General features: G+C 60.7%; 1 protein-coding gene. It reads right to left on the reverse strand.

Annotated elements, in window-relative coordinates; translation table 11 throughout:
* The coding region (locus AC1DSF_RS30800) for an RES family NAD+ phosphorylase (protein ID WP_478184106.1) at positions 1-191 on the reverse strand (191 nt) is incomplete at its 3' end.
* Positions 192-467 lie beyond the last annotated feature (276 nt).

Raw genomic sequence — 467 nt, forward strand, 5'->3', positions numbered from 1 at the left:
CCGCTGGTCAAGCGCGAGTTGAAGAGAATGCCGTCGATATCGGGCATATCAGCGTGTACCGCTTCCGACAGCGCCTGCCCCGAGGCGTGAGAGCGTGCACGGCTGGCATCCGTATCGATCCCAACTTCATAGACGGCGGCACCTCGCAGATCGASCAGCGTCAATTCGCGGCTCGAAYTGATCGATGTCACGCACAGCTGTTCCAGATGCGGTCGATAGAGGARACGCCTCGTCTTGCCTTCGAAACGGTCGCGCRCRACGGCTTCTGCGAATGCCGTTGCAAAATTGTTGGCAGCACAAAGTACACGGARTGCTCCCGCAGGACTTGAAAAGCGGCTTGATCCAAAGCCAGCGTTGGCGGGTGTCGATCGGTGCCGGCTCGGCAAGATGCGTGGCCAGTCGGCCGATACGGGCCTCGACGACGCGCTCCCGTAGCTTGGGGGTGACGAGCTTCACGGGTAGTCCAA

This window comes from Variovorax sp. 01N429 (genome assembly GCF_056399425.1).